Origin of the sequence: Gluconobacter sp. (genome assembly GCF_047723935.1) — a bacterium.
Classification (GTDB): domain Bacteria; phylum Pseudomonadota; class Alphaproteobacteria; order Acetobacterales; family Acetobacteraceae; genus Gluconobacter.
In genome coordinates, this window is the sequence record NZ_JBDOBO010000105.1 from 1 (window position 1) to 6988 (window position 6988).

General features: G+C 48.8%; 7 protein-coding genes and 1 pseudogene. All 8 read right to left on the minus strand.

The window, feature by feature from the left end:
• A pseudogene (locus ABF979_RS15795) lies at positions 1-729 on the minus strand (hypothetical protein); the annotation flags it as partial.
• Positions 726-1022: a hypothetical protein gene (locus tag ABF979_RS15800; protein ID WP_149026399.1), complete on the minus strand. Its 297-nt coding sequence runs from the start codon at positions 1020-1022 to the stop codon at positions 726-728. The gene ABF979_RS15800 and the pseudogene ABF979_RS15795, both read right to left, overlap by 4 nt.
• A gap of 1 nt (position 1023) precedes the next feature.
• Positions 1024-2436: a type II and III secretion system protein family protein gene (locus ABF979_RS15805; RefSeq protein WP_077812539.1), complete on the minus strand. Its 1413-nt coding sequence runs from the start codon at positions 2434-2436 to the stop codon at positions 1024-1026.
• A complete protein-coding gene (cpaB, locus tag ABF979_RS15810; protein ID WP_077812538.1) occupies positions 2423-3292 on the minus strand; it encodes a Flp pilus assembly protein CpaB in 870 nt (289 codons plus the stop codon). Before cpaB ends, ABF979_RS15805 begins: the two co-directional genes overlap by 14 nt.
• On the minus strand, positions 3292-3777 hold the full coding sequence (locus ABF979_RS15815; protein ID WP_077812537.1) for a prepilin peptidase: 486 nt from the start codon (positions 3775-3777) through the stop codon (positions 3292-3294). The genes cpaB and ABF979_RS15815 overlap by 1 nt, the downstream gene beginning before the upstream one ends.
• 26 nt (positions 3778-3803) lie before the next feature.
• Positions 3804-4031, minus strand: coding sequence for a Flp family type IVb pilin (locus ABF979_RS15820; RefSeq protein ID WP_077812536.1), 228 nt, complete (start codon positions 4029-4031; stop codon positions 3804-3806).
• A 192-nt stretch (positions 4032-4223) separates the two neighbouring features.
• Positions 4224-5033 (minus strand): copper resistance protein B, encoded by an 810-nt coding sequence (locus ABF979_RS15825; RefSeq protein WP_415560666.1) that lies wholly within the window; start codon positions 5031-5033, stop codon positions 4224-4226.
• Positions 4976-6943, minus strand: a complete 1968-nt coding sequence (locus ABF979_RS15830; RefSeq protein ID WP_415560667.1) for a copper resistance system multicopper oxidase — start codon at positions 6941-6943, stop codon at positions 4976-4978. Before ABF979_RS15830 ends, ABF979_RS15825 begins: the two co-directional genes overlap by 58 nt.
• Between the last annotated feature and the right edge of the window lie 45 nt (positions 6944-6988).

The window sequence follows — 6988 nt, forward strand, 5'->3', positions numbered from 1 at the left end:
ACTCAGAATATCACATCTTTCTCCAATTTTTTGCGCACTTCTTTCAATAAACAATTCGTCCACACGTTGTGGTGTTTCAAATGCAGTACGAAGTCCACTATCAGTTTTGACACCCATAAGAATAGATAGAGCTCCAGTATACAAATCACCATCTATAATAAGACTGTGACGTCTTGCAACTTCACCTAAATACCATGAGAAATTAGCTGCGATTGTTGTCGTGCCAACTCCTCCCCTTGCCCCGACAAAACCCAGAACCCTACCTCCACGAGTAGCTTCTGGCGTATATTCGTCCTCATTTAAAAATGGTCCAAAAAATCTAGAGACCATTGATCTATTGAGGGGTTTATATAAATACTCAGCTACCCCTAGACCTCTGGTTAACTGCCTATAAAAATTTGCATCCTGCCTATCACCAATAACAAGGACTTTTACATCAGGTTCGAGGACATTTGAAAGTTCAACCAAAGATGTAATTGGCTGATCTTCTCCAGAAACATCAATAATTAAAATGTCTGGAGAAATACCGCGACTTAATTTTACAGCGGCAAGAGAGCACGAGAGACATGCAAGAGAAAATTTTCCAGGATGAAATTCATCCAATACCTCTCTCAACACATTTTCACTAGCAACATCAGAAACAAAACCTTGAATACTAAACTCTGAAGAACTTTTCTTAAGAGCTCCTTCGAATGAATGCCCGTGATCAATCGATTTAAACTGACTCATTGTGCACCTGATTGACTACTAGCAACGTCACTCAGCTTAACTTTTTCCAGAGTTTTTATTTTACCATCTCGCAGTCTTTTGACAGCATCTACGGCTAACGAACCATTGTAATCCGAAACAGATCTTCCCACGGAAAGATCATGCGCATTTTCTACTTGTAATAATAAATTCTTTCCATTCGAATTCTGTGCATTCCAAGCCGAAGCCTGATAAAGAGGGTCTACCTGCGCACAACCATCGAGAACCAAACATACGGCTACGATAATCAGATAATATTGAAAGTTATGTCTCATTTCAATCTACCATAAACCCGACATCTGAAGGAATTCTTTCTTCAGCTTTGTTACCCGCATTTTTTTCAATACCTTTTCGCCTCCCACCTGTCTGGCTCATTTGGAACACTCTTTGATAGTCATCCGGAGCAGACCAGTGATCATTTGGTTTTGAAAGAAGGTCAGGGTTGGAAACAGGCTTTACAATATAAGGAGTAACAATAATGACCAATTCGCTTTGGTTATGCTGAAAACTGTTCGATTTAAACAAAGCACCCAATATCGGGATATCGCCAAGTCCCGGCAGTCCAAGCCCTTGTGTCGTTGTGTTATCCTGAAAAAGTCCTGCAATCGCAAAGCTTTGTCCGCTACCCAATTCTATGGTCGTATCAGCTCTGCTAACTGTTATTGCAGGGATGCTTATGCTTGCATTACCCTCACCAAACGATACAGCGCCATTGCTTGAAAGCTGGCTGACTTCCGGCCTTACATGAAGGTTTATTCGTCCGCCCGACAGGACTGTAGGAACAAACGACAAAGAAATACCGTACTGCTTAAACTGAACAGAAACTGTGTTATTGTAAGATGAAATTGGTATCGGATATTCACCACCCACGAGAAAGCTAGCAGGCTCCCCACTGGAAGTCGTCAGATTAGGTTCAGCCAACATGTGCACCAACTGATCCTGAGCAAGAGCATCAATGATTGTTTCTAAAGTAGTTTGCTTTCCACCAATTTTAAATCGTGACAGAAAAGCAAAGCTACTTTGACTTGACGCTAGTGCCGCCAGCGGATTTTTAGTTGCAAGTCCGATGACAGCACTTGTCCCCAAAGCGTTCATATTTTGCCATTCAACACCGATTTCTCTTACAAGCTGCCTCGACATTTCTACAATCTGCACTTGTAAATTGACCTGAGTGGAGTCTTTTAATCTTACATGATCGTAAACATCAGCTTTACCAGCCTGATCCTTAGCCATCTCCCACGCACGTTCTCCATTTTCCGGATTTGGTGCATTACCCGTAAGGTCCAGGCCGTTCTGACCCGCACGAGATCCATAATTGACCCCCGAAGATTGCGTCGCAATTTCTTTTACCTGGTGCGCCGCATACTGAGAAGGATTGACAACTATATCATACTGCCCAACTGGATGCCCTTCCCCATTGACGGCAGAAATTGTGGTGCGACCCACCCCCGTTCCAAAAACAAAAAGTGTTTTTGAATTTGCCGGTCTTACTTCAGCAATCTTTGGATCAGCCGCGAATGCGCTGGTAACGCTCGAATCCAATTCAATGAGTTTACCATTGCCTACTTCAAGAATAATGCTTGAAGATGACCTTGCTTGAGCTACGTGAATTTCGTTTACCACCACCAGAAAAGAAAACAAACTGACAGCAGAAAATTTCAATATATTTTTTATATTACTCATGTTCATTGCTTATGACTTCCGTTAACCCATTAAACACATGTATGGAATTTTCAATTGCTGCCGTTTTATGCGGCTCCACTTTTTTTTCTTTAATTTTTGACTCAAAAATATCGTCATTCCAGGTAGCGCCTGCTACTGAAGCATCCTCCGCTGACTTGGTCATAGACCTTAAAGTTAAGGTCAGATGTCCCACCTTCTCTGCCAGAGCCAGTTTTTGCGCATCCTCTGAATTCAGTTCCAAAACGATAGTTCTTGCATTCTGCGCAGAAGCGTTTGCAGGCCCCTGGCCCCGGACAAGATGCTGATCTACAGCAACAACATGAACATTCTGCAAAAGAGTTTTGACAGCAGACGTCTGAAAATCAGAGTTTTCCTGACCATGCTCCAGAGTTGGCATAAGAAGGACGTCCACATAATCGCCAGGCCAGATCAATCCGCCAACTGCATTTGATGGATCAACAGGCACGGCGACACCCCTCTTGCCTGGACTCAGCAATGCGGCAAGAAATCCTCCGTCTCCGGCATGCACAACATCCTCACCTCTAACAGGTGCGTTCTTGGGGATTGACACCCGCAACAGGCTACCAATCACATTCTGCCTGGCTGAAGATGAGTCCATTACAGTTCCCGGCAAAACAAAAGCCTTCGGGATACTCGCACCGGTAATATCAGAAGAATGAAGGACTTCACCAGCATAGAGCTGCCGATTGGCGACGAGCACCGCCACCATCGGCTCAGGCTTCACCACCTGCACAACCCGCGGCGCATCCTGCTGCTTTGCAGCCAGCCTGAAAATCAGAACGAAACAAACAACCGTCAGAACAGCAAAGCAAGAATATAATATGTAGCGATAAAGTTTCATTACATGCCCTGATCTTTGAGTGTTTCAACAAGAACACCCATCGCAATAGCCACGCCGTAAGGAACGGACATGGATGATTTCACGCGAAAAACAAAAATGTTTTGTAAAGACGCCTGAAAACTACTATTTCGCTGACTCAATGCCGATACAATCAGGCAGCACAAGGCGACAAAAACGCCTGCTATCGAAATGGACAGAAACAGAGAAACCAGATCGCAAAGGGGAACCAGAGGGATAACTGCCAAAATAAGCTTGACGTCTCCACCTCCGAATATACGGAAAATCCATAAAGTATAAAATATTGGAAACAGTAATATAACAGCGATCATCTCTTTTAAGAAGTCCCCTCGTGCACAGGACACGAAAATGGACAGAACAAATATTAAAAGAGAAGCTGAGTTATATATTTTTCGTGCATGAATATCCGTGCACGCTGAAAAAACAAGCAGGAAAGATGCTGCATCCAATGCGATATACCGCAGCATCTTTCGTATCTGCCCGTCAGGCTGCCTTAGCTGCCCGAGGAAGTCGGTGCGCTACCAAGAGTTGTGGAGATCGTGCTGAACAGCGTCTGCAACGAAGAACCAAGCAGTTTCATCGCACCAAAAGAAGCTACAGCAATAAGCCCTGCGATAAGAGCATATTCGATAGCCGTCACACCTTCGCGGTCTGCAAAAAGAGTACGGAGCCGTTCAACTGCTTTGCTTTCAGCAATTTTCTGAACAATGAAGTAGTCCATGTGTCCTGATCCTGTCGTCACAGTAAGTTACCTGTTGCGCCTCTGGAGCGGTCATGGTCTTTCTCACGCTCGGGCTCGTTAGAGATTTGCCGCAAAACTTTTAATCAAAGGTTAATGGAGCCGGCAGAAACATCCACTTTCCATTTTATTGGAAGAGCGTTTTCTTGAAAAATCTCATTGCCCAACGAACAGTCAGAACCAGCTTCGAATACCGAAAGTGAAGTTCACACCATTGCCGGTCTGACTGAAGGTTTTTTGAAAAAACCTGTTTTCATAGAACATGTTCGAATATGTGACGCCAATATAAGGCGCGATCTTTCTGTGCCATTCATAGCGTAATCTCAAACCCGCATCGATGTCGGACAGCCCTCTGCCAACACCTCGCGCACTGTCAGAATTTGAATAAAAATTAAGTTCTGCCTGCGGTTGCAGAATCAACCGATTGGTAATGAAGATATCATACGAACCTGTCAGACGTGCAGCGACGCCCCTATCGCTGAAATAGAAAGTCGCTTCGGCATCAAAGAAATAAAGAGCCAATCCCTGAAGACCTATAGCTCCCCAGGCGCGTGTGGGGCCACGATCTATGTCCAGCCGCACCCCCGACTGCACATCAAAATAACGCGAGACTGAGCGATCATAAAGAATCTCATGATCTCCATCTCCGAAACGACCATCGGTTCCCACTGTCCCTTCCGATTTCAGCCACAGCTTATTGTAATCGGAACCGAACCACGCTTGCCCATCATAACGGAACTGCCCGCCAGCACTGCTGTAACGTGCCTCAAACTGGTCCAGCAACGCATGGACATAAGTGCGCTGATCCATGACGGGCATGATGCCGTTCACATAGGAAACAGCCATTGCCTTGTTCATTGGCGCCGCATCGGCGGAAGACCCGCATGCCGCTGCAATTGCCAGGGCAACTGGCGTCAGACGCCGCATCACGCCACCACCACCGTCCGGAACATGCCGGTATCCATGTGATAGAGAAGATGGCAATGATACGCCCATAATCCTGGCACATCCGCCGTGACAAGATAGCTTAGCCGCTCCCCCGGCTTGACGTTCACGGTATGCTTGTACGGCTGAAACCTCCCATGTCCGTTCTCCAGCTCACTCCACAAGCCATGCAGATGGATGGGATGCTCCATCATGGTGTCATTGATCAGGATAAACCTGACACGTTCCCCAACCAGCAACCTGACAGGCTCTGCCTCCGAAAATTTCTTCCCGTTAAAACCCCAGATAAAGCGTTCCATATTTCCCGTCAGATGAAACACAATCTCCCGGGAAGGCTCACGCAGGTCACTCCCCGGCTTCAGGGCACGCAAATCTGTGTAGCGAAGGCATCTGCGTCCATTGCCATCAAGGCCATCCCCGGCCTCCCCAAGGCGGTTCTGAGGGTTTGAAGCAAGACTCTGAACCTCGACTCCTGTTTTCAATGACGAAGGCTGATTGACGGGCAACGCCACGGCATGATCGCCGGATGGCCCACTCTGCCTTGCGCCGTCAGAGTGAGTCTCCGGCATGGGGTGCCGCATGGACATTCCCGACATATCCATGCGGCCCATCTCCATCCCGGCCATGTCTCCCCTATCCGCCTGACCCATATTCATGTGGTCCATGGCAGCGTGACGGTGAGCTTTCTGCGGGACCGCCGTTACCGTCTTTCCTGAAGAAGCCTGGTCATGGGGCTCCATATGCATTCCGGCCATCGGGTCGCTTTTCTGCTCCCCATCCATGCCCATGCCCATGCCCTTCATGCCCGCCATACCCATGTCCGCCATTGTCCTCAGCGGTCGTGGATCCATGGGCGGGATAGCCCCCAGAGCGCCCTCCCGTGTGGCAAGCGTTCCGCGTGCGTAGCCAGTGCGATCCTCTGACTGCACAAAGATCGTGTAAGCTTCGTCAGCCGCGGGCTGCACGATCACGTCGTATGTCTCTGCCGGGGCAATACGGAATTCATCCACATGGACCGGTTCCACGTCGTTACCGTCGGACGCGACAACCTGCATCGTAAGACCCGGAATGCGCACATCGAACAGCGTCATGGAGGCCGCGTTGATGAAGCGGAGCCGAATGCGCTCTCCCGGACGAAAAAGGCCCGTCCATCCCTTGTCCGGCGATCGGCCATTCATGAGATAGGTGTAAATGATTCCCGACACGTCCGAGATATCCGTGGGAGCCATGTTCATGCCGCCCCACATCAGCCGGTCCCGGACACTCGCCATCAGGCCGTCCTTGCGAACATCGTGCAGAAAGTCGCCGACCGTACGCTGGCGGAAATTGTAATAGTCGCCGTCAAATTTCAGATTGGAGACGATGTCCATGGGATCGGCGTCCGTCCAGTCGGACAGCAGCACCACATAATCCCGGTCCGCCGTATAGGCAGGCCTGTCAGCCGGGTCGATCACCAGCGCCCCATAGAGCCCGGCCTGTTCCTGTCCACCGGAATGGCTGTGATACCAGTAAGTACCGCTCTGCCGGACCGGGAAACGATAGGTAAACGTCTCTCCCGCAGGAATTCCCGCGAAACTCAGTCCCGGCACTCCGTCCATGTCGGCCGGAAGACGAATGCCATGCCAATGGATCGATGTGTCTTCATGAAGATGGTTTCTGACCTGAAGTTCGACAGTATCACCTTCCCGCCAGCGCAAGGTAGGCGCCGGAATAGAACCATTGATTCCAATCCCTTTGGTTTTCTGCCGCCCAACCCGAACCGGGATTTTCTCGACGTTCAGAAGAAAGGACGAAGATACGTCCGGCAGTTCGGCCGAAAGCGGGCTCTCAGTGACCGCCTTGTGCGCCAGAGCTGGAGAAACAGCCGCCCCACAGCCCAGAGCAGCCGCGCCGGTGACGAAACGACGACGCCCGATGGGCGCGTGTTTCGAGAAAACAGACTCAATCATGTCTGAAAGATCCTGAAAAAGATCACAGAGGAAGGATGGCCGGTA

What these genes read in the sequence shown, in the direction of transcription:
- ABF979_RS15805 (WP_077812539.1), bottom strand. Translation starts at nt 2,436, where the DNA reads ATGAACATGAGTAATATAAAAAATATATTGAAATTTTCTGCTGTCAGT.
- cpaB (WP_077812538.1), bottom strand. Translation starts at nt 3,292, where the DNA reads ATGAAACTTTATCGCTACATATTATATTCTTGCTTTGCTGTTCTGACG.
- ABF979_RS15830 (WP_415560667.1), bottom strand. Translation starts at nt 6,943, where the DNA reads ATGATTGAGTCTGTTTTCTCGAAACACGCGCCCATCGGGCGTCGTCGT.
- ABF979_RS15820 (WP_077812536.1), bottom strand. Translation starts at nt 4,031, where the DNA reads ATGGACTACTTCATTGTTCAGAAAATTGCTGAAAGCAAAGCAGTTGAA.
- ABF979_RS15815 (WP_077812537.1), bottom strand. Translation starts at nt 3,777, where the DNA reads ATGCTGCGGTATATCGCATTGGATGCAGCATCTTTCCTGCTTGTTTTT.
- ABF979_RS15800 (WP_149026399.1), bottom strand. Translation starts at nt 1,022, where the DNA reads ATGAGACATAACTTTCAATATTATCTGATTATCGTAGCCGTATGTTTG.